We start from the raw sequence: 22,880 nt of genomic DNA, 5'->3' as shown, positions 1-22,880 counted from the left end.
ATGACGTCCAGCCTCAATGACCAGCCTCAATGAATCGTCGTGCCCAAGGTCCGCCCCGAACCGCCATACGTGGCGATCGTCGCCATCCCCTCGACCTGCCACGGCTTCATTGCAAATGAAACTTCTTGGCCGTCCGCCGTGCGCAGCGTCAGCACCAGGTCCTGACCCGAGCGATCCATGTTCCAGCTATCCAGCGGATGCACCCGATCGGCGCCCGAGGACCGGGGCAGCGCGTTCAGCATGCTGCTCAGCCAACACGCCGGCAAAGTAAACGAGACCGTGCGGCCATCTTGGTCACGAATCCGCAGCCGAAGCCGGGTGCCATCGGGCGAGGCCAGCACGCTGATCAATTCCGTTGCCTCGATCATGGCCGTGCCGCCTGGATGGCCTGCCATATGCGATGCGGTGTCGCCGGCATGTCGATATGGTCGATGCCAAACTCCGCCAGCGCATCGACCACCGCGTTCATCACCGCCGGCAGTGATCCGGCACATCCCGCCTCTCCGCAGCCCTTGACCCCCAATGGATTGGTGCGCGCCGGAACCGGATGGCTCTCGAACCCGAGGCCAGGGAAATCATTTGCTCGGGGTAGCGCGTAGTCCATGTACGACCCGGTGATCAACTGACCGTCTTCGTCATAGGCCACCCTCTCCATCAAGGCCTGACCGATACCCTGTGCAATACCGCCATGCGCCTGACCTTCCACCAGCATCGGATTGACCAGCACGCCGAAGTCGTTGACCGTCGTGTAGCCGACGACCTCCACCACGCCGGTATCGGGATCGAGTTCGATCTCGGCGATGTGGCATCCGTTCGGAAACGCCGACGGCACTCCCTTGAAGACGTGACTGACATCCAGCGTGCGCGGCATTCCGTCCGGCAACTCGACCTGAAGCCGCAACCGTTCCGCAAGGTCCATGATCCCGATGCTGCGATCCGTGCCGACGATGCTGAACCGCCCCCGAGAAAACTCGATATCGGCCATCGCCGCCTCCAGAAAAAACGCCGCCGCCTGCCGGCCGCGCTCGATCACCAGCTCGCTCGCCGCGACGATGGCCCCGCCGCTCTGCATGATCGAACGCGAACCACCGGTTCCCCCGCCCGCCACAAGCTGATCCGAATCGCCTTGCAGCAACTTGATCCGCTCGAACGGCACGCCAAGCTGGGCGGCCAGCACCTGGGCAAACGGCGAGGCATGTCCCTGCCCGTAATCCAGCGTCCCGGTGACGATCGTTACGTGACCGTCATCCCCGAATCGGATGCCGCCCATCTCGTTGCCAGCGTCCGCCGTGACCTCAAGGTAGTGGCCGATGCCGCGGCCTCGGATCCTGCCGCGCGCCCGCGATTCAGCCTGGCGGCCCGCAAAGCCGTCCCAATCCGCGGCGCGCAACGCCCGGTCCATGATAGCCGGGAATTCGCCGCCGTCGTACACCATTCCCGAGGGTGCCTTGTAGGGCATTTGCTCCGGCCGGATGTGGTTACGCCGCCGCAGCTCCAGCCGATCGATCCCAAGTTCGCGGGCCGCGGTTTCGACCAGCCGCTCCATGTAGTAGTTGCCCTCCGGCCGCCCGGCGCCGCGATAGGCGCCCACCGGCGTGGTATTGGTGAACATGCACTTCGTGGATACCTGGATCAGCGGCGTCGCATAGACACCGACGATGTTCTTGACCGCGTTCAGCGTTGGCGGAATCGTCGTCGCGTTGCTCAGCCAGGCGCCCAGGTTGCCGTAGCCGGTCACCCGCACCGCGAGGAATTTTCCGCCTGCGTCCAGCGCCAGCTCCGCCACCATTTCATGGTCTCGTCCATGGCTATCGGACATGAAGCTTTCGGAACGTTCATCGGTCCACTTGACCGGCCGACCCAACGAACGCGCCGCATGCAGCAAGCAGACGTACTCCGGATAGGCCGAGGCCTTCATCCCGAACGACCCGCCTACATTGCCGGTCAGGATATGCATCTTTTCGACCGGCACGCCCATGATGCCGCTCAACAGCGTGCGCTGCCCGAACACCCCCTGACATCCCAGACGCAAGACCAGGCGATCCTGATCCGCGTCGTATTCCGCGATCGCCGATCGCGGTTCCATCGGACACACCACCACCCGATTGTTGCGCAGCGATAGTCGCGTGACATGGGCTGCCTCGGCGAATGCCGCGGACACCTTTTCAGCGTCACCGAAATGAAAATCCAGACACATATTTCCTGGCGCATCGTCATGCACCAACGATGCTCCGGCCGCGGCCGCCTCGGCCGCTGTCGTCACCGCGGGCAACGGGTCGATGTCGGCGAACACCACCTCCGCCGCATCCTTCGCCAACTTGCTGGTGTCCGCCACCACCATCGCGATGGGCTCGCCGACATAGCGCACCCGGCCGGCAGCAAGCGGTCGTTGCGACGGACGTGGCGTAGGTGAACCATCGCGGTGCTTCGCCGCCGCCGCCGGCATGTCACGCACGCCGGCGGTGTCGAGGTCCTCGGCCAGGATCACCGCGCGCACCCCAGGCATTCCGCGCGCCGCCGCGGCATCGATGTCGCGGATAATCCCATGCGCCATGCGGCTGCGCACCATCACCGCGTAAAACTGGTGCGGCCGGTTCAGATCATCGGCGTAGCGGCCCTCGCCGCGCAGCAGCACCGGATCTTCCTTGCGCGATACCGGTTGGCCGACAGCAAACTTCTGGGCCGTCAGCAGCGACGGATCGAATGGCGCATTCATCAGGGCAAAGCTTCCACAACAGCCATAACGCGATATCCAACCGGATATAGCGACCGAGCGCAACCTACATCCCCAATACCTCGATCGATGTCGATTTGATCAACGCCAGCACCGGGCGCCCGGGCGCCAGCTCCAGTCGCGCCACCGCGTCCGCCGTCACCCGCGACAACAGTCCGCCGTCCGGCAGACCAATCTCGATGACAACCGATCGGCGGGCCGGGTCATCGGCGATTTGCCGTACTGTGCCGGGAACGATATTGTGCAGGCTTATCGCCTCCGGCGGCCGCGCCGCCAGGATCACCTCGCGGGCCGGAATCCGCGCCCGACAGTCCGTCCCCAGCGGCATATCGAGTGAGGTCACCCACAGCTCCACGCCGCCGCCAAGCAGTCTGGTCAGCCCGCGAGACGTGTCGTGCTGGTCCACTCGGCAAAGCAACAGGCCGCCGGCATCGTCACGCCGAGCCAACGGCAGGTCGGCACGCGAGGCCACCTCCGACACCGGACCAAAGCCGATCACCTGCCCCGCCTCGATCAGCACCAGGGAATCTGCCAGCCCGGCAACCTCATCCAGGGAATGGGTCACATAGAGCACCGGCAGCCGCAGCGCTGTCTTCAGCCGCGTCAGGAACGGCAGGATCTCCGCCTTGCGTTCGTTGTCCAGGCTTGCCAAAGGCTCATCCAGCAGCAGCAGATGCGGCTGCGCCAGCAACGCCCGCCCGATCGCCACCCGCTGACGCTCGCCGCCCGACAGCGTGTTCGGGCGACGGTCCAGCAACCGCCCGATCCCCAATAGTTCGACCACCTCGTCGAAGCGGACCGCGCCCGGCGCGACCCGGCGCATGCCGAACCGTAGATTGGTCTTCACCGACATGTGGGGGAACAGCCGCGAGTCCTGGAAAACCAGCCCGACGCGGCGCCGCTCTGGTGCCAGCCACACGCCCGAACGAGTGTCGGCCAGCACCGTGCCATCGACCGCTACGCGACAAGCGTCCGGCCGCAACAAGCCAGCGGCGGCATTGATGATGGTCGATTTGCCGGAGCCGGAGGGGCCGAACAGCGCCGTCACACCGGGCGATGGAACCTCGAAGCCGACGTCGATCTGAATCAAGGGGAAGCGATGCCGTAACGCAACAGAAAAAGTCATCGCCCCAGCACGGCATTCAGACGCTTGCTAAGCCACTCCGACAGTAGCAGCCCGACCAGCGCCAGCAGCACCGAGACCATCGACAACTCCGCCGCCTTGGATTCCCCGCCCGGCACCTGCAGCGCGGAGTAGATCGCCAACGGCAAAGTCTGTGTCTGTCCCGGAATGTTGGCGGCAAACGTGATGACCGCGCCAAACTCACCCAGGCTCGTGGCATATCCGACAACGCCGCCGACCAGGATGCCGGGCGATGCCAGCGGCAAGGTCACGTTGACCAGCCGGTCCAGCCAACCGGCGCCCAGCGTCTGGGCTGCCTGTTCCAGTCCGCGATCCATCGACTCGAGTGACAGTCGGATCGACCGCACCATGATCGGAAACGTCATCACCGCGCAGGCCAGGCTGGCCCCCGCCGTGGTGAAAACCAGCCGGACGCCAAACCATTCCTGCAGCAGCGACCCGATCGGGCCGCGAACACCGAACACGATCAGCAGCAGCCAGCCGGTGACCACCGGCGGCAGCACCATCGGCAGATGCACCAGCGCGTTCAGCACCGCTCGTCCAGGAAAACGCAAGCGCGTCAGCACCCAGGCCGACAGCACCGCCACCGGCAATCCGAACCCGACCGCCCGCGCGGCAACCGCCAGCGTCAGCCGGACCGCCTCCCACTCCTCCGCCGACAGCATCCTCATGGTCACGGTATAGCCGCGAAAACACAGCGGTCACAATCACTCGGCGGCTTCGGCGATTCCTGCCATTTCCCGGGCCTGCAGCGCAGCCAACAGCGACGTCACGCTGGCCGACCGCAACGGACTGAATCGCTTGCCCGCCTGCCGGCACAAAGTTTTCACCATGCCGGCTGCGTCGTGGCTGATGCAATCCACCGGAAACAGCGCAAAATCGCACCGGCTGACCAGTCCGGGCAGCAGATTCTGATGGTTCTCGACCCCGCCGTCATGGTGCAGCAACTCCGCGCCCAACCGCTCGACCATCGCCCGCAGGTGCGCGACCTGGTTCGGACGGCCGCCAACATAGAGCAGGACCATGCCATCCAGCCGCAACGCTGGCAGGTTCTCCGGGGGCGCCCCCAGCGAGGCTTCGATCGCATCGACCTCCTGGCGCAACGCCACGCCCGTCCGCTCCGCCGAGACACGGCCCGCGCGTTCGCCATCGCGTTCGGCCTGCGTCACGGCCAGCCTTTCCTGCAGTGCGATCCGCCGACGCGTCTCGACCGCCAGGCGCCGCTCGGTGTCGGCAATCACACCGTGCAACGCCGCATCGTCGGTTGGCGCACAGGTCGCCTCTGCCGAAACGATCCGTTCGGTCAGCGCCTGCCGCAGTTGCCGGATCTGCTCATCACGGGTCACCACCGCCTCATGCAGCGCCTGCCGCTGACGCCCGACTTTGGCCTCCAGCACCGCCTTCTCCGCCTCCAACTGACACAGTCTTCTGATGTCCGCCCGGTTTGCAGATCCGATGAGGTGCGAAAGCATATGCACCTCGCCGAAGGCCTCCCGCACGATGTCCTGACTGGTCAGTGGGTGCGTCAGCACCGCCCAATAGGCGCCTGGAATGTCGCCACGCCTCACGCCATCGCGCCACAACCCACGCACCGCGTCCTCGGTGCTGGCTTTGGCAAACTGACTGACCGCCAGCTTGTGACGATGATCCAGCGACTTGTGCAACCGCCGAGCGGCGTCGTCGTGACGTCCCGCCACTCCAACCGCGACGCCATGCAATTCATGATCGGTGCAGCCGGCGGACGCCATGCCGAGCTTCTGCAACACCTGCCGCAGTTCAGCGGTCGACAGACACGTGCCGATGATCGAGCAGTGCAGATTGGTGTTGAACTCCCAGATTTTCGTGCGCCGAGGTGCCGCCTGGCGCCTGACCAGCGTCGGCGGGATAGCGCTCAGATCAAGCGGGCGCGACAGCACCGGGCTGGTCTTGATCGCGATCGACGGCGCGGGTCCCCTGGTTATCATACGCTAATCCCACCTGGATATAACGACTCGCGTTCGCTAAAGCCGCATCGTAGTATTTAATTGGCTACAACGATATTGGCCCACCGCGCCGCATCTGCCAAGCACGGAGCGGCCGAAAACAGTCCGGCTAGGGCCGCGAGATGGGCGCCGAGGTGTTTCACAACTACACCAAGGTAAAATCCGTCACCGCCGCGTTATAGCGGCCTCACAGCCCCCTGGACGGGGCGCGCCGCGGATGCCACCGTCCGCCCATGTCCCGTCCAGATGACGACAACCAGCTTCGCGCGGGGGAAGTCGCGGTCGTGCTTCCCCCTGACACCAATGCCGGGGTGTTCTTCATCGGCACCATCCATACCCCCTGGCGCGCCCGCGGTGCCTGCCCCAAACGTGGCACCCTCGATGGCCCAATCTGTTCGATCGTCATTGATCCACGCTGGCAGCAGGCGTTGACAGACCTCGCCGACCATCCGCGTATCCAGGTGCTGTACTGGATGCACCGCGCCCGCCGCGATCTGGTGCTGCAGACGCCGATCCGCACCGGCCAGACCACCGGAAGCTTCGCCCTGCGGTCTCCGGTGCGACCCAACCCGATCGCGTCCTCCGTCGTCGCGTTGGTTGCCATCGATGGCGCCACGCTGAAAGTCCGAGGCCTGGACTGCCTGGATGGCACGCCGTTGATAGATCTCAAGCCGGATCGCAGGCCCCCCGGATAGACTCTTCGCGCCGCCCGCGCTATGTCCGTAAAGGAATAGCGTATGGAGTTGCAAACGATGAACGTCATGACACAGGTCCATCCGTTCCTGGATGGCAAAGCCAAACGCATGCTGATCGGCGGCAAATGGCTGGAAGCCGCGTCCGGCAAGACCTTCGAAACCCACAATCCGGCAACCGGCGAAGTCCTTGCCCGCGTCGCCGAAGGTGACGCCGAGGACATCGACCGCGCGGTCGCCGCTGCCCGCGAAGCCTTCAACGGCCCATGGAGCAAATTCAAGCCCGCCCAGCGCCAGGCGATCCTGCTGAAGCTCGCCGACCTGGTGGAACGCGACATCGAGGAATTCGCCGCCCTCGACACGCTCGATATGGGTGCCCCGATCACCCGCACGCGCGCCAACAGGGCACGTGCCGTTGGCATGCTGCGGTTCTATGCCGGCATGGCGACCGCGCTGCACGGCGAAACTATCGAGAATTCGCTGCCGGGTGAGATCGTGTCCTTCACCCTGAAGGAACCGATTGGCGTGGTCGGCGCGATCATCCCCTGGAATGGCCCGCTGACGGCCTCGATCTGGAAGATCGGCCCGGCGTTGGCGACCGGCTGCACCGTGGTGCTGAAACCCGCCGAGGAAGCCCCGCTGACTCCACTCCGCCTGGCCGAGTTGTGCCTGGAAGCCGGGGTGCCGCCCGGGGTTGTGAATGTCGTGACGGGCATGGGCGAAACCGCCGGTGCCGCGCTGGCCGAGCATCCCGATGTCGACAAGGTCGCGTTCAGCGGATCGCACCTCACCGGGCAGTCCATCATCCGGGCGTCGGCGGGAAATCTGAAGCGGGTATCGCTGGAACTCGGCGGCAAGTCGCCCGACATCGTGTTCGCCGATGCCGACTTGGCGCAGGCCGTGCCAGGCGCGGGAATGGCGGTGTTCGCCAATACCGGACAGATCTGCAGTGCCGGCACCCGGCTGTTCGTGGAAAAGAAGATCTACGACGAATTCGTCGGCCGCGTCGCCGATTTCTCCAAGACGCTGCGCGTCGGCGCCGGCATCGACCCGCAGACACAGGTTGGCCCGCTGGTTTCACAAGAACAACTGACCCGCGTAACCAACTACCTGAACATCGGTCGGCAAGAGGGTGCCCGTCCGCTGTCCGGCGGCGAGCGGCTGACCGACGGCGCGATGGCAAAAGGCTTCTTCGTGCCGCCGACAGTGTTCGCCGACGTACGTGATGACATGCGGATTGCGCAGGAGGAGATCTTCGGCCCGGTGATCTCCGCCATCCCGTTCACCGACATCGATGAAGTCATCCAGCGCGGCAACCAGACCCAGTTTGGCCTCGGCAGCGGCGTCTGGACACGCGACGTCGGCAAGGCACACCGTTTGGCGAAAGCCATCCGCGCCGGGTCGGTCTGGATCAACTGCTACCAGGCGATGGACCCTGCAGTGCCGTTCGGCGGCTACAAAATGAGCGGCTACGGCCGAGAATCCGGCGTCCAGCACCTGGAAGAATACCTCAACGTCAAGGCGGTCTGGATCAAGACTGACTAGACCCGGAACGCCGCGTCGGGTCGGAACGTTGAAGCATAGCGATCAACAGGAGGTTGCTGATGAAGTTTGGCATCCACAACCCATCGTTTGTCTTCGGTCCCGACCCGGCAGACGCGTTCGACGCCCTCAAGGCCAAGGCGCAGTGGGCCGAGAACCACGGCTTCACCTGGTTCTCGGTGATGGACCATCTGATCCAGATCCCGCCGGTGGGGGCGGCGGACGAACCGTTCATCGAGGGCTGGACCGCGCTATCGGCCCTTGCCGCGGTGACCAGCCGGATCCGACTTGCCACCCTGGCGTCCTCGGTCGCCTACCGCAACCCGGCGCATCTCGCCAAGATCGCCGCCGGCGTCGACCTGATCTCGCGCGGCCGGCTCACGCTGGGGATCGGTGCCGGCTGGTTCGAAACCGAATATCGCCAATACGGCTGGGAATTCCCCGAACGATCGGCGGTACGCATCCGCCAGTTGGAGGAAGCCGTCCGGCTGATCCTGGCGATGTGGAAGGATCGGCGCACCAGCTTCGATGGCAAGTATTTCCACGTCCAGGACGCGATCCTCGAACCGAAGCCGGCGCAGCGGCCGCATCCCCCGATCATGATCGCCGGCGGCGGCGAGCAACTCACCTTGCGCGTCGTCGCTCGGTTGGCCGACGCCTGCAACGTGTCCGGCGACCCGGCCGGAGTGAAGCACAAGTTCGATATCCTCCGCCGCCACTGCGAGGCCGAGCAGCGGCCCTATCAGGCAATCGAGAAGACCAACATCATCAGCTTCCTGCTGGCGCCCGACGAGGCGGCGCTGGCCGCGAAGCGCCGCCGCCTTGACGTCGCCCAGTCGTTTCCAGGCTTCGCCGGCACGGTGGCTGGCGTCACCGATCTTATCGGACAATATCAGGACGCCGGCGTCGACACGTTGATCAGCAGCGTCTTCAAGAACGACACTGAAACGCTCGAACTGCTCGCATCGGACGTCATCCCGCGTTTCAGGTGATCCGCCGGTCAGGCCGCCGGCAAATAGCCGAAATCTGCGAAAATCCGCTGCGATCCGGCGGATCGAAGAAACGCCAGTCCTCCCAACAGCTCTATGGCCATTGCTACATCGCGACCCACCTGCCGGATAACCGAGCCGCTGGCCGCTTGTAGCGCCGATGTGTCGAACCGATGTAGCGTCGGTCAGCCCACAGGAGACCGATGATGCTGGAGAAAACCTATCCCGTCACCCATAGCGATGGCGAATGGCGCCGCCTGCTGACCCCCGAACAATACTACGTAATGCGAGCCCACGGCACCGAAGCGCCCGGAAGCTGCGCCCTGCTCGCCGAAAAACGCCACGGCCGCTTCACATGCGCCGGCTGCGACACTGCCTTGTTCGAAACCAAGCTGAAATTCGAAAGCGGCACCGGCTGGCCCAGCTTCAACGACCCGATCGAAGGCTCGGTCGAAACCACGGTTGACCGTGGCCACGGAATGATCCGCACCGAGGTTCACTGTGCCACCTGCGGCAGCCATCTCGGACACGTCTTCCCCGACGGGCCGCCGCCAACCCACCAGCGCTATTGCATCAACGGAATCGCAATGAATTTCACACCGGACCCGGCATGAACGAGCACCCTGCCCTCGCTCGCGGCCGCGTCGCGGTCATCACCGGCGCTGCCAGCGGTATCGGGCTCGCCGCCGCAACCCGTTTCGCCAGCATGGGTCTCAAGGTCTGCCTCGCCGACCTGTCGCCCGAGGCGTTGCGCCGCGCCGCCGAACAAGTCACCGCCGCCGCGCCCGGCGGTCCCGACGCGGTGCTGACCGTACCCACCGACGTCAGCTGCCTCGACTCCGTTCAGGCCCTGCGCGACGCCGCCTACGCCCGGTTCGGCGAGGTCGCTGTGCTGATGAACAACGCCGGCACCGCACCCGGCGGTGGCCCCTACGACCACATCGAGCGCTGGCGAACCGTGCTCGAGGTCAACCTCTGGGGTGTGATCAACGGCGTGCAGACCTTCACCCCACCGATGTTGGCGCAACGAAAGCCCTGCGCCATCATCAACACCGGATCGAAACAAGGCATCACCTGCCCGCCCGGCGACACTGCCTACAATGTCAGCAAGGCCGGCATAAAGGTCGTTACCGAAGCGCTCGCCCACAGCCTGCGCAACGAGGAAGTCGCCCGCATAAGTGCTCATCTGCTGGTGCCTGGTTCGACCTTCACCGGCATGACCAGCGGCGGCCGCACCGAAAAGCCGCCCGGCGCATGGACCCCGGACCAGGTCGTGGAGATGCTGCTGCAAGGCATGGAACGGGGTGACTTCTACATCATCTGCCCGGACAACGACGTCACGCGCGCGATCGACAACAAGCGCATGCTATGGGCCACCCAGGACATCACCCAGAATCGCCCGCCGCTGTCCCGCTGGCACCCCGACTACAAGGCCTCGTTTGAAACCTTTTTGCGGCTTTAATCCCCCGACGCCAGCTTGCCTACCTTGGCCGGCGCCGGCTGCCACCACTCGGGAAACAACGTCCGCAGCGCTTGCACCTTCGGCAAGTCGTTGATCACGATGTAGGCCGCGTCAGGGTGCAGGTCGAGGTAATGTTGGTGATACGCCTCGGCCGGGTAGAACGGACCGGCTGGATCGATACGAGTTGCGATCGGACGGCTGAACGCGTGCGCCGCGTCAAGCTGGGCCACGTAGGCCGTCGCGATCCGCTTCTGCTCGGGCCCATCCACGAACAGTTCGGACCGATACTGGCTGCCCCAGTCAGGGCCCTGGCGGTCCTTTTGCGTCGGATCCAATGCCACCGAGAAAAAGATCCGCAGCAGTTTGCCATAGCTCACCTGGGCCGGATCGAACGTCACCTGAACCGATTCCGCGTGGCCGGTGTCGCCCGAACTGACCTGTTCGTAATTAGGATTGACGACATGGCCGCCGGTGTAGCCCGACACCGTCCGCGTCACCCCCTTCACGTGCTCGAACACGCCCTGCACGCCCCAGAAACAGCCGCCGGAAAATACCGCCGTCCGCGCTCCAGGGGCATGAACCGCCGGCGCGTCCACCGCCGGGGCCGGCAAGACGTGCGGCGCATCAGCCGCCTGGGCGAAACCCATGGTCAGCAGCAACGCCAGCGGGCCAGTAGCCAGAACCTTCAGCATGCTTACTCTCCTTCACTCCGGCAGTATCTCATCCTTCGTCTCCCGACCCAACAGCGCCGCGATGATGCTAAGCCCGGCGAAACAGGTGATCACCGCGGTGGCTTTGGTGAACGACCCGCCCATCGCGCCGACCAGCAATCCGGCAACCAGCGGTCCAAAGCTGGTAATCACCCGACCGGTTCCGTTGCAGAACGACACCGCCGTTGCCCGCACATGAGTTGGGAACAGCTCAGGCAAATAGACCGCATGACCCGAGAACACGCCAAACACGAAATACCCGAACACCGGCAACAGATAGGGATAAAGGTCATACGTATCGACCCACAGATACATATACAGCCCGACTGCGATCGTCCCGACATTATAGAAGATGATCGTGCTGCGCCGTCCTACCACATCCGCGATGAAGCCGAATGTGGCATAGCCGATGATCCCGCCCAGTCCCCACAACATCATGCCATGGCCGATGAACGGTGCCGCTGCCGGCCCAGTGATGCCCTGAAGCGCCAGCAATTGGCCCTGGATGGTCGGCAGCCATATCGCGCTGGTCCAGATCGCCAGCAAAGTGCCCAGGCAGAACAGCACCCCGATGAAGGTGCTGTAGCGCAGCGCCGGCGTGAACAACTGGGCCGGAGTGAACCGCATGTAATCCTGATCCGCCAGCGATTGTTCCCGTTGCGCTCGGATTGCCCGGCGCCGAGCCTCCACCGCCTGGTAATGCTCGGGTTCGTCGAGACCGCGGCGCAGCAGCACCAGAATGATCGCCGGTAGCACACCGGCGAACATGACGTAGCGCCACCCATACGGTCCGACCAAGGCATAAAGCAGCCCACCGATCAGGCTGCCGAAGCCGCCACCGGTCATCATGATACCCAGCACTTTAGCGCGATGAATGTCAGCGAACGCCTCGGCCACCAGCGGGATGCCCAAAATGACCTCCGCCCCGGTGCCGACGCCAGTCATGAATCGGCAGATGCCGAACGTCAGAGTGCTTTGGCTAAAGCCTTGCAGCGCGGTGAACACCGCAACCACGGCGACACTGACCATCAGCGTTCGGACCCGGCCAAAGTAATCGCCAATAATGCCGAATGCGAAGCCGCCGAATGCCCAGCCCAGCAACCCGACCATGCTCAGCAGGCCGCCGACCCGCCCGATATCCGCGGCGGTTGGATGACCGCCCAGCAGTTCGATCGTCGCCGGCCTTAATACCAAGGCGAACAGACCGAAATCGGTGTTGTCCAGCGACCACCCCAGCCAGGCAACCAGGAACACCATCCACTGATAGCGCGTGATGTCGCGAACCCACCCCCACCCGGCAGCCGCAGCGGTCTGTCCCATTCCCATCCTCCGTGCCGGCGCTGCTCTCGACGGCGCGCTCACCATTCAGCTTACCCAGGAACCCAAGCCTTTGGAAATAGCGACAGAGTCAATGTCCGCGCCGCGGACGCCCTACTTGATCCGCCCCATCTCGCGCAGCTTCTCCACTACGTTGCCCATCATGCCGAAATACGGCTTCGCACCGGAAAGCTCGCGGATCTGGCCCAGTGAATCGCGCACCATCTCGATCGTCACCGGTTCCGCCGGATCGAACTGCTTGCCCTCGGTGACAAAATACTGCACCCGAGCGTAGCCGCCCGCCGTGGCGGCTATGATCTCGCCGTTCTGGTCGCATTCCTCGCTGCACAGCCACGCCACCGCGGGCGACACCAGCTCCGGCTTCATCCACGGCGCGATATCCGGCGGCAGCAGCGATTCGGTCATCCGTGTATAGGCCGAAGGCGAGATCGCGTTGCAGCGGATATTGTATTTCGCACCCTCGTGCCGCAGCACATTGATCAGCCCGTTCACCGCCATCTTCGCCGCACCGTAGTTGGCCTGGCCAAAATTGCCCACCGTGCCGGACCCCGAGGTGGTCACCACCACCCGCCCATACGACTGCTTGCGCATGATCGGCCAGGCCGCCTTGATACAATAAACGGTGCCGAAATGATGCACCTGATTGACAAACTCATAGTCCTCAATCGCCATGTTATTGAAAGCCTTGTCACGCAGGATGCCGGCGTTGTTCACCAGGATATCCAGCCGCCCCCAGGCACCCATAGCCGTATCGATAATGCTTTGCGCCGCCTTTTCATCCGCCACCGAGGCATAGCTGGCCACGGCTTCCCCACCCGCCGCCTTGATCTCGGTCACTACTGCGTCTGCCGCCGCGTTGGCTCCGCCGGTTCCATCCACCGCTCCGCCCGGATCGTTCACCACCACCTTGGCGCCACGAGACGCCAGCAACAGCGCATGTTGACGGCCCAGCCCGGCACCGGCGCCGGTGACGATCGCCACCCGGTCATCAAAACGAACGTCCATCGGTCGGTTCCTCTTTTTATGAGCAAGAGACCCGCGATAGCGCGCCCGACCACACACGGCAACACCCGGCGTCGGCCGTGCCGCTTCCGTCCGCCGCCGTCGCGTGTCATGATTGCGGTGAGTGGGCGCAACCAAGACACCGTCAGGACACGCCGATGTATCAGCATCCAAACGTCAAGACCGCGGCCGAATTCCCGATTCCCGACACGATGCGGGCCTGGGTCCTGGGCGATCCCGGCCAACTGACCCTCGGCGAAAAGCCAACCCCCGCGCCGGCCCGCGCCGAGGTGCTGGTTCGCATCGACGCAGTGGCGATCTGTGCGACCGACCTGGAAATCATCCATCATGGGCCGCCGGCGATGATCCAGGGCGGCCTGCCGTTCAACAAACGATTCACCCCCGGCCACGAATACATGGGAACCGTGGCCGCGCTCGGCGCCGGCGTCGACGAATACGCCATCGGTGACCGGGTAACGGTCGAGATCCACGCCGGCTGCGGCCAGTGCAAGCGTTGCCGCGAGGGAATGTACACCTCCTGCCACAACTATGGCTTGAACTACGGCGACGTAAACAAAGGTCACCGCGCCAACGGCTTCACCACCGATGGCGGATTTGCCGAATATGCCGTCAACCACATCAACACGCTAATTCATCTCGATGACGATATGTCAGACGAGGAAGCCACGCTGGTCGTCACCGCCGGCACCGCGATGTATGGCCTGACCGAACTCGGCGGCCTGGTGGCGGGCGAAAGCGTGGTCGTCACTGGCCCCGGCCCGATCGGCCTGATGGCCGTCGCCGTTGCCAAGGCGCTTGGCGCATCCCCGGTCCTGCTCACCGGCACCCGCGACAATCGCCTCAAAATGGGCACCGAACTCGGCGCCGACCACGTCATCAACGCCCGCACTGAAGACGCTGTTGCCGCGGTGCGCCGGCTGAATGGCGGCCGCGGGGTCGATTACGTGGTCGAGTGCTCCGGCGCGCCGAACGCGGTGAACGAGGCAGCCCAGATGCTGAATCGCGGCGGCCGCATCTGCCTCGCCGCCTTCCCGCACGAACCGGCGGCAATCGACATCGCCAACATCGTGCGCAACAACATCACTCTCTACGGCATTCGCGGCGAGGGAAAAAGCGCCACCCACCGCGCCGAGGCCTTCATGCGGCAGAAGCGTTTCGACGCCACCAAAATCCACACCCACACGTTCCCGCTGGCCGATCTGCCGACCGCGCTGCGCTACGCCAAGGACCGTATCGACGACGCCATCAAGGTCGTGGTGAAAGCCAACGCCTCCCAACAGTCCCGCATCGCCGCCGAGTAGCGCGCCATCAGGTTTCGCGAATAACGTTCCGCACGAACGACCCACCCGAGGCAATCGCGCGCCGCCCGGCCGAAAGCATCGGGAAGTAAATGTGCCAGATGTGGATCATCTCCGGCCAGATCTGCAACTCGACTGGCACGTCCGCTACACCAGCGCGCCGCGCCAGCGCGATCGAGTCATCCAGCAGCGTCTCCACCGCCCCAACCTGGATCAGCAACGGCGGCAGCCCTTGTAGGTCGCCGTAAATCGGCGAGGCGTGCGGATGGCGCGGATCGGCATCGCCGATGTACCATTGCGCCATCATTTCGATAGTCGCCTTCTGCACCGTCGGATCGGTCTCGGCGCGATCGACGAAAGACCCGCCCAGCGCCTGCATGTCCACCCAGGGCGAGATGCACCAGCCGCACCCTGGCATCGGCAAGCCGGCCTCGCGGATCGCCAGCATGGCGGCCACCACCAGGCCGCCACCCGCGCTGTCGCCGGCAAGGGCGATACGGTTCGGCTTGATCCCGCTGTCCAGCAGAAACCGATACGCCGCGAGGCTGTCTTCCACCGGGGCGGGAAACGGATGCTCCGGCGCCAGTCGATAATCTATCCCCAGGGTTCGCGCGCCGGCCGCGCGCCCGATCTCGGCGATCAGGTGCCGATGACTCTGCAGCGAACAGATCACATAGCCGCCGCCGTGCAGATACAGGATCACGCGCGACGCATCCGCATCCGGCGTTGATGTCCATTCAGCCTTGACACCGTTGGCGTTCACCGCCTGCACCGTCACATCGTCCGGCAGACCGAACGCCTTCGAACGTTCATCGGCATCGATGCGCATCTGCGCGACTTCGGTCGCCCGCGGCCGAGCAGCTAGCATCTCACGCACTTTGGCGATTTCGGGATCGGCCATGGCTCCTGCTTTCAAGGCCCCTCAGGCCGTCTTGGCGTGTTTTCCGGTCAATTGATGCGTCGGGCCTTCCTCGTTCTTCTTCTGCCGATCCAACCGAGTCTCGCGTGACCAGGTACGCTTCAATTGGTCGCGAATGTTGAAGCGCAGCCGCCCAAGACCCTGGGTTTCCAGTTCCACCACGTCGCCATCCATGAAACTGGACAGGCCACGATGGTTGGTGCCGGTGGCCAGAATGTCGCCCGGCTCCAACGTATGGATCGACGTCACCCACTCGATGCACCGGGCAATGTTGTGGGCCATGTCGTCGGTGTTGAACGATTGTTTCAGATCGCCATTGACCCACAACTTGATCGGCAGCTTCTGCGGGTCCTCGATCTCCTCCTTGGTCACCAGGTAGGGACCGATCGGAGCAAACGTATCGCGCGACTTCATCTGGAAGAAAACGTTGCCGGGCGGCGGCAGGCCGCGCGCCGACCCGTCGATGAAGTTGATATAGCCGAACACATGATCCATCGCATCGGCGGCCGACACCACGCTAGCGCGCTTGCCGATCACCACGGCCATCTCCGCCTCGCCCTCGAAGATGGTCGCCGGCACATCCGGCAGCACCATCGTATCCCCAGGGCCGATGATAGCGCTCGGTGCCTTGTGAAACGCGTTGATCGGCGCCGGCTTCGCCAGCGTCCCGTCCTCCATGTAGTTCACCGCCATGCAGACGATATTGCCCGGCTTCGGCAGCGGCGCCCGGATGCGAACGCTCGCCAGCTTCGTGCCGGACCCGGTCGCCGCCGCCTCCAGCTTGGACCGATAGAGGTCGAACTCTCCGATCAGGCTGTTCATCAGATCGCCCGGTCCCGCGTGTGGGATGTCCTTCACCACCGCGGACACGTCATGGATCGCGTCGCCCTTGACCACGCCAAGCTTGAACTCGTCGAAAAATGCCAGCTTCATGACTGTCCTCCCGAACTTTGCCGGCCACCCTAAACCACCACCCGGGATAGTCTAGCGCGCCGGACCCCGCATCGACGCCGGCTGACCGGGCAGCTTGATCGCCGGCCCCACCTGGGTCGGCTTGCCCCTGGCCAACCGGAACACCTGAAGGTCCTCGTCGATGTAGTTACCGACGTAGAGATACTGGCTGTCAGCGCTGTATGCGATGCCCTCGGGCAAGGCCCCAAGCGACGCGAAGCCGGAAACCGTCAGACCGCCATTCGGCTCGATCGCCATGACTGCCAATTCGCCGCCCTTGGTCTTGAACCAGTCGCCTTGCTTCGCGCCCGACCCCATCGCCATCGCCGTCGCCGCCGTCTTGCCATCGGGGGCAATCGCAAAACCCTCGGGTGAGTTACCGGGCGACATGATGCCGATGACGTGCGGGTGCGCCCCGGTGGCCTCGATCACCACCTCGGCGTCGCCGTTGTTCTTCATCGCACCGATATTGGACGCAATGACATATTTGCCGTCCGGCGTGACGTCGATGTTGTACGGAAAGATCGCGGACGGAATGTCCATCGTCTTGTCATAGGTCACCTTCTGGCCGTCGATGCTCAGCACAGCGATCTTGTTGACCAGGTTCAGGCAGACGAACGCCCGTTTGCCGTCGGGCGTGATCACCACCGCCGCGGCCTCTTGCTCCAGCGGCACATCGCCAAGTGACTTCACCACCCCGTTCTCGATCGACAGCACCGACACGCTCTTGCCCGCTCGGTTGGCGATCAGCGCCAGGTCGCCCTGACGGGAAATCGCCAGCCCCGATGGCTGTTTTCCTACCGTTACAGTATCGGCTAGCTTCGGCGGAGTGGCATTCAGGTCGATGACGAACAGCTTGTCGTCCGGCGCGGTCTTCCAAACGCTGCCCTCTTGTTGCGTCACCACGGAGCTCGCCACCAGCCCCAACTTGCCGTCCGGCGTGATCTGCAGATTGGTCGGCGGCCCCAGCAACGAATTCATCAGCGGCAAAGACGCTCTGATTCGCGGCTTGGCGGGATCGGAGACGTCCATCACCAGCACCGCATCCTTGCCGGACGGCCCGGTCACCGGACCATTCGCCCCGTAGGTTACCTTCTGGTCCAACCCGATCAGCAAGTCATGGACACCGGCAAACGCGGGCGTCGCCGCCATCAACCGATAGAAGATCAGCCCACCGGATAGCATCAGCGCCGCGCGCGTGTTCATTGTTCGCCTCCCCCGCCTTTATCGTTCCGCGAACGCTAGACGCGCGCTGGTGCCAGTGCAACCCGGTGCCAGCACAACCTTGACGCTCGCCGGGTCGAGTGCAAGCGTCGATCAACCCATATGACAGGCAGACGTCAATGAAGTTCGGAGTTTTCTACGAACACCAGTTGCCCCGCCCATGGACGGCGGACAGCGAATATCAACTGTTGCAGAATTCGCTGTCCCAGGTCGAACTCGCGGACCAACTCGGCTACGACTACATGTGGGAAGTCGAGCATCACTTCCTGGAAGAATATTCCCACTCCCCGGCGCCTGAGGTGTTCCTCGCCGCCGCCAGTCAGCGCACCAACCGTATCCGCCTCGGCCACGGCATCGTCCAACTCACCACCAATCAACCGCACCGGGTCGCCGAACGGGTGGCAACGCTCGACCTGATCTCCGGCGGACGGGTGGAACTCGGCATGGGTGAGGGCGCCGGCCCCGCCGAACTGCACCCGTTCGGCGTCCGCGTGCGCGAAAAACGCGACCGCTGGGAGGAAGCGGTGCAGGCCATCGTCCCGATGTTCACCCAGGACAGCTGGGAATTTCATGGTAAGTACCACGACTTCCCGGCCCGCAATGTTGTACCGAAACCGTATCAGAAACCCCACCCGCCGCTTTGGGTCGCATGCTCCAACATCCGCACCATCGGCGAGGCCGGACAGTGGGGCATGGGTGCGCTCGGTTTCAGCTTCGTCTCCCCCGATGCCGCCAAGGCCTGGGTGCACAAATACTACAACATGTTCCTGCATCAGCCGCGCCGCCTGGCCGACTACGCGACAAACCCGAACGTCGCGATCGTCAACGGCTTCATGTGCGCCCCCACCGATCAGGAAGCGCTGGAAAAGGCTGCCGGCTGGACCTTCTTCATATTCGCGCTGTCCTATTACGGGCGAAAAGGTGTCGATGCGCCGGGCAAGGGCGATTTGTGGCGTGAATACCAGGACTGGCGCCACACCGAGAAAGCCCAGGCCGCATTGCGCAACGGCCTGATCGGATCGCCCGAAACCATCCGCCAACGCCTCCGCCAATTCGAAGCCGCCCATGTCGATCAGGTGATCCTGCTCAACCAGGCCGGCAAGACCAGCCATCAGGACATTTGCGAAAGCCTCGACCTGTTCGCCCGCGAGGTAATGCCCGAATTTCACGCCCGACAGGACGCCCAGGATGCATGGAAGCAGGACGTGCTGTCCGGACGCATCGTGCTGGAGGATCTGGATACCGATCGATACGACCTCTACGCCCACCAGAACGAAGACATCGTCCGGATGACCCCGGAACAACTCAAACAGCGCATGGCGGAAAAAGAACGACTGGCCGCCGCCGGTTAAGCAGTGGGGAGCGCACCATGAAGCTGGGTCTGTCGATAGGATATTCCAAAGCCCAAATGGATCTGCCGGTGGCACTCGTCCAGCGCGCCGAGCAACTCGGCTACGACTCGGTCTGGTCGGCCGAAGCCTATGGATCGGATGCCGTGACCCCGCTGGCATTCCTGGCCGCGGTCACCCAGAAAATCCGCCTCGGAACCGGCATCATGCAACTGGCAGCACGCACCCCGGCCAACGCCGCGATGTCGGCGGCAACTATCGATGCGATGGCCGGCGGCGGCCGCTTCATCGCCGGCCTCGGCGTTTCTGGACCGCAGATAGTCGAGGGTTGGTATGGACAGCCGTGGGGACGCCCGTACTACCGCCTGAAGGACTACGTCGCCATCATGCGCAAGATTTTCCGGCGCCAGGAACCGCTGACCCATACCGGGCGCGAAATCACCCTGCCATACACCGGCGAAGGCGCCGCCGGGGTCGGCAAACCGCTGAAATCCATCCTGCACATGAACCCCGATATCCCGATCTACCTCGCCACCGGCAGCGAATCTACCGTCAAGCTGACTGCGGAAATCGCCGATGGCTGGCTGCCGATGGGCTTCGTCCCCGGCTGCATGGAGGAATACGGACCCTGGCTGCAGGAAGGCTTCCGCCGCGCCGGCAACGGCAAAAGCCTGAAGAATTTCGAGATCCAGGCCTCGATCCATGTCGAGATCGCCGACGACGTCAAGGCAGCCCTGGCCAAGCTGAAGCCCGAGGTCGCGCTGTATGTCGGCGGCATGGGTCACAAGGACAAGAACTTCCACAAGGACCAGATGATCCGCCGCGGCTTCGCCGAAGCCGCCGACCGCATCCAGGAACTCTACCTCGCCCACCACAAGGAAGAAGCCATCGCCGCGGTGCCCGATGAATGGGTGGACATGAAATCGCTGGTCGGGCCATCCGCGCGCATCCGCGACCGCTTCCGCGCCTGGGAATCATCCGGCGCCACCAGCCTCACCGTCCGCTCGCGTCAGCCCGAGGCCATCGAAGTGATGGCGCAAGCCGCCCGCTTGAACTGAAAACCCAAGGCAGCTTCATGCGATTTGAAAACAAGATCGCCCTTGTCACCGCCGCGGCCAACGGCATCGGCCGAGCAACCGCCGAGATCATGGTGCGGGAGGGCGCCACCGTCATTTGCGTCGACAACCACCCGAAACGACTCGATGCCGCCATCGCCGCGCTCGGCGATCGTGCCCATCCGCGTCTGTGCGACGCGCTGGATCAGCCCCAGGTCGATGCCATCGTCGCCGACACAGTCAAGCAATTTTCCCGCATCGACATCCTGGTGAACGCGGTCGGCGGCAGCACCATCATCGACAAACCATCCGCCAACGTCGAGGAACACTCGCTGGACGACTGGCAACGAGTGATTAAATTCAACCTCGACGGCACCTTCCTGTTCACCCATGCGGTCGTGCCGGTCATGAAACAGCAGCGATCGGGAAAGATCGTCAATCTCGCCTCGATCGCCGGTCGCGGCGTCAGCGTCGCCAGCGGCAGCGCCTATGCCGCCGCCAAGGGCGGCATCATCGCCTTCACCCGCAAGCTGTCCTTCGAACTCGGCCCGTTCGGCGTCAACATCAACGCCATCGCGCCAAGCCTGACACTGACCGAACGCATCCGCCCGCACTGGAACCAGCGCTCGCCCCAGGCGCAGGCCGCCCAGCTCGAGGCCACCCCGCTGCGCCGGGTTGCCGAAGCGTCGGACCAGGCCAGGGTAATCTGCTTCCTGGCATCATCGGACGCCGATTTCGTCACCGGATTGACGATCGACGTCACCGGCGGTCAGTCAGGCTGATCCGCCATCCACCAGCCGCGGCAGATGCGCCGCCAGTTCGCCATACGCCTCATCATCGGTGCGATCATATCGCAACGGGGTCACAACGATCTTGCCCGCCCGCAAAGCCCGATAGTCGCTCTCCGGTCCCTGCTGGATGTTGCCGCGCTTGAAATTCAGCCAGTGATACGTCATCCCGCGCGGATCGACCCTGGTCTCCACATCCATCCCCGCCACCGCGCCCTCGCCTTGCCTAGCCAATGTCATCGGCCCCGCCTCGGCCGCCGGCACCGGTGGAAAGTTGATGTTCAGCACAGCGCTTTTGCCCCACCCCATGGCCCACAGCCGGCGGATAGTGTCAGGTCCCAGCGTCCGCGCGGTGTCCCACGGCACCGCATCGCGGTTGCTGAACGCCTGGCTCAGCGCCAGCGCCGGGCAGCCCAGCATCATCGCCGTCATCGCCCCGCCCACCGTTCCGGAAAACACCGTCTCCATCCCCAGGTTGAGCCCGCGATTGACCCCCGACAGCAGAAGTTGTGGCGGCGTATCCTTCATCAGATGGCATAGCCCGATCGCGGCGCAGTCACCCGGCGTGCCGGTCACCCCGAAGCGCCGCTCGCCGCGCTCGCTGATCCGCAACGCATGATGCAGGCTGATCGCGTGCGACTGCCCGCTCTGGTCGTGCTCCGGCGCAACCACCCAGACCTCACGCGCAATTTGCGCAGCGATCTCCTGCATCACCGCCATGCCCGGCGCGTCGATCCCGTCATCGTTTGTCAACAGTACCCGATCCAGCACCGAACACACTCCCTGTTGCAGTCCCTGTTTGGCCCGGTTGCATCCCACCCGGCAAGAGGCCAGCATCCGCCACAACGATAGGGAGCAACGCCCATGCGGATCATCGACGCCCAGGCGCATATCTGGGGCAGCGGCAAACCCAGCGGCCACCACCGCCAGACCTCGGTCTACACCGCCCAGGAACTGATCGGCGAAATGGATGCCGCCGGCGTCGACGGCGCGGTGCTGCATCCGCCAAGCTGGGACCCGCACTCAAACGAAATGGCGATCGACGCAGCGGTCAAATACCCCGACAAATTCTGCAGCCTCGGCTGGTTCCCGCTCGATGATCCGTCGCAGCGCAAACGGATCGAGACCTGGAAACAGCAGCCCGGCATGGTCGGCCTGCGCTGGTCGCTGACCCGCGACGGACAGGAAACATGGCACCAGGACGGCACCATGGACTGGCTATGGCCGGCCGCCGAAAAAGCCGGCACCCCGATCGCCACCATGGCCTGGCGCTTCCTGCCGCTATTCAAGCAGATCGCTGAGCGCCATCCGCATCTCAAACTGATCGTCGATCACCTCGGCCTGGTGCGCTCAGCCCAGGGCCAGGACGCCTTCGCCACCCTCGATGAGCTGCTGCCGCTGGCCAAGCTGCCCAACGTCGCCATCAAGGCAACCGGAGCGCCCGGATATTCTCAACAGGCCTATCCATTCCGCGACATCCAGGACGGCCTCCACCGCATCTTCGACGCCTTCGGCCCGGACCGCTTCTTCTGGGGCACCGACCTGACCCGGATGCCATGCAGCTACAGGCAATGCGTAACGTTCTTCACCGAGGAACTGCCCTGGCTCAACCCCAAGGACCAGGAAAAGGTCATGGGACAGGCCGTCACCGACTGGTTGCAGTGGAAACGACCATGACCG

General features: G+C 64.2%; 22 protein-coding genes. 10 read left to right on the top strand and 12 right to left on the bottom strand.

Features of this window, described 5'->3' with window-relative positions; all coding sequences use genetic code 11:
• Positions 1 to 26: 26 nt before the first annotated feature.
• The 5 genes from ACQY4Y_RS10450 to ACQY4Y_RS10430 all read right to left on the bottom strand — a co-directional run bounded on the left by ACQY4Y_RS10450 (position 27) and on the right by ACQY4Y_RS10430 (position 5,842).
• Positions 27 to 368, bottom strand: a complete 342-nt coding sequence (locus tag ACQY4Y_RS10450; protein WP_428490483.1) for a hypothetical protein — start codon at positions 366 to 368, stop codon at positions 27 to 29.
• The gene (locus ACQY4Y_RS10445) at positions 365 to 2,716 is read right to left on the bottom strand and encodes a xanthine dehydrogenase family protein molybdopterin-binding subunit (protein WP_428490482.1); all 2,352 of its coding nucleotides are present in this window, start codon (positions 2,714 to 2,716) and stop codon (positions 365 to 367) included. Before ACQY4Y_RS10445 ends, ACQY4Y_RS10450 begins: the two co-directional genes overlap by 4 nt.
• A 64-nt stretch (positions 2,717 to 2,780) precedes the next feature.
• Positions 2,781 to 3,860 (bottom strand): molybdenum ABC transporter ATP-binding protein, encoded by a 1,080-nt coding sequence (gene modC, locus ACQY4Y_RS10440; protein WP_428490481.1) that lies wholly within the window; start codon positions 3,858 to 3,860, stop codon positions 2,781 to 2,783.
• Entirely contained in the window at positions 3,857 to 4,549 is a 693-nt protein-coding gene (gene modB, locus ACQY4Y_RS10435) for a molybdate ABC transporter permease subunit (protein ID WP_428490480.1), read from the bottom strand. Before modB ends, modC begins: the two co-directional genes overlap by 4 nt.
• A gap of 36 nt (positions 4,550 to 4,585) precedes the next feature.
• Positions 4,586 to 5,842, bottom strand: coding sequence for a DUF2325 domain-containing protein (locus ACQY4Y_RS10430; RefSeq protein ID WP_428490479.1), 1,257 nt, complete (start codon positions 5,840 to 5,842; stop codon positions 4,586 to 4,588).
• 251 nt (positions 5,843 to 6,093) lie between these two features.
• Between ACQY4Y_RS10430 and ACQY4Y_RS10425 the strand changes: the two genes are divergently transcribed.
• From ACQY4Y_RS10425 to ACQY4Y_RS10405, 5 genes are all read left to right on the top strand, one after another.
• Positions 6,094 to 6,555: an SAM-dependent methyltransferase gene (locus ACQY4Y_RS10425; RefSeq protein WP_428490478.1), complete on the top strand. Its 462-nt coding sequence runs from the start codon at positions 6,094 to 6,096 to the stop codon at positions 6,553 to 6,555.
• Between the two features lie 57 nt (positions 6,556 to 6,612).
• Positions 6,613 to 8,097, top strand: coding sequence for an aldehyde dehydrogenase family protein (locus ACQY4Y_RS10420; protein WP_428490477.1), 1,485 nt, complete (start codon positions 6,613 to 6,615; stop codon positions 8,095 to 8,097).
• A 59-nt stretch (positions 8,098 to 8,156) separates the two neighbouring features.
• A complete protein-coding gene (locus ACQY4Y_RS10415; RefSeq protein WP_428490476.1) occupies positions 8,157 to 9,086 on the top strand; it encodes an LLM class F420-dependent oxidoreductase in 930 nt (309 codons plus the stop codon).
• Between the two features lie 200 nt (positions 9,087 to 9,286).
• Positions 9,287 to 9,697, top strand: a complete 411-nt coding sequence (gene msrB / locus ACQY4Y_RS10410; protein WP_428490475.1) for a peptide-methionine (R)-S-oxide reductase MsrB — start codon at positions 9,287 to 9,289, stop codon at positions 9,695 to 9,697.
• Entirely contained in the window at positions 9,694 to 10,545 is an 852-nt protein-coding gene (locus tag ACQY4Y_RS10405) for an SDR family NAD(P)-dependent oxidoreductase (RefSeq protein ID WP_428490474.1), read from the top strand. Before msrB ends, ACQY4Y_RS10405 begins: the two co-directional genes overlap by 4 nt.
• Here the strand turns inward: ACQY4Y_RS10405 and msrA are convergent.
• From msrA to ACQY4Y_RS10390, 3 genes are all read right to left on the bottom strand, one after another.
• Entirely contained in the window at positions 10,542 to 11,237 is a 696-nt protein-coding gene (gene msrA / locus ACQY4Y_RS10400; protein WP_428490473.1) for a peptide-methionine (S)-S-oxide reductase MsrA, read from the bottom strand. The genes ACQY4Y_RS10405 and msrA overlap by 4 nt on opposite strands.
• Before the next feature lie 12 nt (positions 11,238 to 11,249).
• Positions 11,250 to 12,575, bottom strand: a complete 1,326-nt coding sequence (locus ACQY4Y_RS10395; protein WP_428490472.1) for an MFS transporter — start codon at positions 12,573 to 12,575, stop codon at positions 11,250 to 11,252.
• A gap of 111 nt (positions 12,576 to 12,686) precedes the next feature.
• Complete coding sequence (locus ACQY4Y_RS10390) at positions 12,687 to 13,598, bottom strand: SDR family oxidoreductase (protein WP_428490471.1); 912 nt, start codon at positions 13,596 to 13,598, stop codon at positions 12,687 to 12,689.
• A gap of 155 nt (positions 13,599 to 13,753) precedes the next feature.
• Here ACQY4Y_RS10390 and ACQY4Y_RS10385 point away from each other — a divergent pair, with 155 nt between their 5' ends.
• Positions 13,754 to 14,917, top strand: coding sequence for a zinc-dependent alcohol dehydrogenase (locus ACQY4Y_RS10385; RefSeq protein WP_428490470.1), 1,164 nt, complete (start codon positions 13,754 to 13,756; stop codon positions 14,915 to 14,917).
• A gap of 7 nt (positions 14,918 to 14,924) precedes the next feature.
• On the opposite strand, the gene ACQY4Y_RS10380 is transcribed toward ACQY4Y_RS10385, so the two are convergent.
• Genes ACQY4Y_RS10380 through ACQY4Y_RS10370 form a run of 3 tightly spaced genes read right to left on the bottom strand, consistent with a single transcriptional unit; the run spans position 14,925 to position 17,990 of the window.
• Positions 14,925 to 15,815, bottom strand: a complete 891-nt coding sequence (locus ACQY4Y_RS10380; protein ID WP_428490469.1) for an alpha/beta hydrolase — start codon at positions 15,813 to 15,815, stop codon at positions 14,925 to 14,927.
• A gap of 21 nt (positions 15,816 to 15,836) precedes the next feature.
• Positions 15,837 to 16,766 (bottom strand): fumarylacetoacetate hydrolase family protein, encoded by a 930-nt coding sequence (locus tag ACQY4Y_RS10375; protein WP_428490468.1) that lies wholly within the window; start codon positions 16,764 to 16,766, stop codon positions 15,837 to 15,839.
• 51 nt (positions 16,767 to 16,817) lie between these two features.
• Positions 16,818 to 17,990, bottom strand: coding sequence for a beta-propeller fold lactonase family protein (locus ACQY4Y_RS10370; RefSeq protein ID WP_428490467.1), 1,173 nt, complete (start codon positions 17,988 to 17,990; stop codon positions 16,818 to 16,820).
• A 137-nt stretch (positions 17,991 to 18,127) separates the two neighbouring features.
• On the opposite strand from ACQY4Y_RS10370, the gene ACQY4Y_RS10365 reads away from it, so the two are divergent.
• The 3 genes from ACQY4Y_RS10365 to ACQY4Y_RS10355 are packed head-to-tail and all read left to right on the top strand — an operon-like array spanning position 18,128 to position 21,194.
• Complete coding sequence (locus ACQY4Y_RS10365; protein WP_428490466.1) at positions 18,128 to 19,360, top strand: LLM class flavin-dependent oxidoreductase; 1,233 nt, start codon at positions 18,128 to 18,130, stop codon at positions 19,358 to 19,360.
• Positions 19,361 to 19,377: 17 nt separating this feature from the next.
• Entirely contained in the window at positions 19,378 to 20,415 is a 1,038-nt protein-coding gene (locus ACQY4Y_RS10360; RefSeq protein ID WP_428490465.1) for an LLM class F420-dependent oxidoreductase, read from the top strand.
• Positions 20,416 to 20,432: 17 nt separating this feature from the next.
• Positions 20,433 to 21,194: an SDR family NAD(P)-dependent oxidoreductase gene (locus ACQY4Y_RS10355; RefSeq protein ID WP_428490464.1), complete on the top strand. Its 762-nt coding sequence runs from the start codon at positions 20,433 to 20,435 to the stop codon at positions 21,192 to 21,194.
• On the opposite strand, the gene surE is transcribed toward ACQY4Y_RS10355, so the two are convergent.
• Entirely contained in the window at positions 21,186 to 21,953 is a 768-nt protein-coding gene (gene surE, locus ACQY4Y_RS10350) for a 5'/3'-nucleotidase SurE (protein ID WP_428490463.1), read from the bottom strand. The two genes, ACQY4Y_RS10355 and surE, sit on opposite strands and share 9 nt — an antisense overlap.
• 111 nt (positions 21,954 to 22,064) lie before the next feature.
• Here surE and ACQY4Y_RS10345 point away from each other — a divergent pair, with 111 nt between their 5' ends.
• Positions 22,065 to 22,877 carry an amidohydrolase family protein gene (locus tag ACQY4Y_RS10345; RefSeq protein ID WP_428490462.1) on the top strand — a complete coding sequence of 271 codons (813 nt, stop codon included), beginning with the start codon at positions 22,065 to 22,067 and terminating at the stop codon, positions 22,875 to 22,877.
• Positions 22,878 to 22,880 lie beyond the last annotated feature (3 nt).

The sequence above is a fragment of the Rhodopila sp. genome (assembly GCF_965277165.1).
Taxonomy (GTDB): Bacteria; Pseudomonadota; Alphaproteobacteria; order Acetobacterales; family Acetobacteraceae; genus Rhodopila.
This window is presented reverse-complemented; position numbering and strand designations above follow the sequence as displayed.

Bases quoted from the DNA above. Each gene is read 5' to 3' on its own strand.
- ACQY4Y_RS10385 (WP_428490470.1), top strand. From the start codon at position 13,754: ATGTATCAGCATCCAAACGTCAAGACCGCGGCCGAATTCCCGATTCCC.
- ACQY4Y_RS10445 (WP_428490482.1), bottom strand. From the start codon at position 2,716: ATGAATGCGCCATTCGATCCGTCGCTGCTGACGGCCCAGAAGTTTGCT.
- ACQY4Y_RS10420 (WP_428490477.1), top strand. From the start codon at position 6,613: ATGAACGTCATGACACAGGTCCATCCGTTCCTGGATGGCAAAGCCAAA.
- ACQY4Y_RS10360 (WP_428490465.1), top strand. From the start codon at position 19,378: ATGAAGCTGGGTCTGTCGATAGGATATTCCAAAGCCCAAATGGATCTG.
- ACQY4Y_RS10415 (WP_428490476.1), top strand. From the start codon at position 8,157: ATGAAGTTTGGCATCCACAACCCATCGTTTGTCTTCGGTCCCGACCCG.
- ACQY4Y_RS10430 (WP_428490479.1), bottom strand. From the start codon at position 5,842: ATGATAACCAGGGGACCCGCGCCGTCGATCGCGATCAAGACCAGCCCG.
- ACQY4Y_RS10450 (WP_428490483.1), bottom strand. From the start codon at position 368: ATGATCGAGGCAACGGAATTGATCAGCGTGCTGGCCTCGCCCGATGGC.
- ACQY4Y_RS10390 (WP_428490471.1), bottom strand. From the start codon at position 13,598: ATGGACGTTCGTTTTGATGACCGGGTGGCGATCGTCACCGGCGCCGGT.
- ACQY4Y_RS10375 (WP_428490468.1), bottom strand. From the start codon at position 16,766: ATGAAGCTGGCATTTTTCGACGAGTTCAAGCTTGGCGTGGTCAAGGGC.
- msrB (WP_428490475.1), top strand. From the start codon at position 9,287: ATGATGCTGGAGAAAACCTATCCCGTCACCCATAGCGATGGCGAATGG.
- ACQY4Y_RS10365 (WP_428490466.1), top strand. From the start codon at position 18,128: ATGAAGTTCGGAGTTTTCTACGAACACCAGTTGCCCCGCCCATGGACG.
- ACQY4Y_RS10395 (WP_428490472.1), bottom strand. From the start codon at position 12,575: ATGGGACAGACCGCTGCGGCTGCCGGGTGGGGGTGGGTTCGCGACATC.
- modC (WP_428490481.1), bottom strand. From the start codon at position 3,860: ATGACTTTTTCTGTTGCGTTACGGCATCGCTTCCCCTTGATTCAGATC.
- ACQY4Y_RS10380 (WP_428490469.1), bottom strand. From the start codon at position 15,815: ATGGCCGATCCCGAAATCGCCAAAGTGCGTGAGATGCTAGCTGCTCGG.
- modB (WP_428490480.1), bottom strand. From the start codon at position 4,549: ATGAGGATGCTGTCGGCGGAGGAGTGGGAGGCGGTCCGGCTGACGCTG.
- ACQY4Y_RS10405 (WP_428490474.1), top strand. From the start codon at position 9,694: ATGAACGAGCACCCTGCCCTCGCTCGCGGCCGCGTCGCGGTCATCACC.
- ACQY4Y_RS10345 (WP_428490462.1), top strand. From the start codon at position 22,065: ATGCGGATCATCGACGCCCAGGCGCATATCTGGGGCAGCGGCAAACCC.
- ACQY4Y_RS10425 (WP_428490478.1), top strand. From the start codon at position 6,094: ATGTCCCGTCCAGATGACGACAACCAGCTTCGCGCGGGGGAAGTCGCG.
- ACQY4Y_RS10370 (WP_428490467.1), bottom strand. From the start codon at position 17,990: ATGAACACGCGCGCGGCGCTGATGCTATCCGGTGGGCTGATCTTCTAT.
- msrA (WP_428490473.1), bottom strand. From the start codon at position 11,237: ATGCTGAAGGTTCTGGCTACTGGCCCGCTGGCGTTGCTGCTGACCATG.
- ACQY4Y_RS10355 (WP_428490464.1), top strand. From the start codon at position 20,433: ATGCGATTTGAAAACAAGATCGCCCTTGTCACCGCCGCGGCCAACGGC.